Source organism: Streptococcus mitis, from assembly GCF_946190065.1.
In the GTDB taxonomy this organism is placed as follows: domain Bacteria; phylum Bacillota; class Bacilli; order Lactobacillales; family Streptococcaceae; genus Streptococcus; species Streptococcus mitis_DE.
Genome location: NZ_CAMHZD010000153.1, coordinates 1 through 253, shown reverse-complemented (window position 1 = coordinate 253; position 253 = coordinate 1). Strand labels below are relative to the sequence as shown.

Annotated in this window: 1 pseudogene; it reads left to right on the top strand. The window is 62.1% G+C overall.

From position 1 onward, the window contains the following. Positions 1–253 (top strand): annotated as a pseudogene (locus OCF96_RS10005) (hypothetical protein); the annotation flags it as partial.

The following is a 253-nucleotide window of genomic DNA, read 5'->3' as shown; positions in this document are numbered from 1 at the left end:
GGAGCAACAGAAACCCCAACTCCAGCGCAACCGGTAGAAGATCATCCAGCAGCGCCAGGAGCAACAGAAACACCAACTCCAGCGCAACCAGCTGAAGAAACTCCAGCGTCAGGAGCAACAGAAACCCCAACTCCAGCGCCACCTGAGGAAGACCAACCAGCAGCGCCAGGAGCAACAGAACCCCCAACTCCAGCGAAAACGTTGAAAGAAAGAGCGGCAGCGCGGGGGGCGAGGGCGGCGGGGGGCGGGGCCG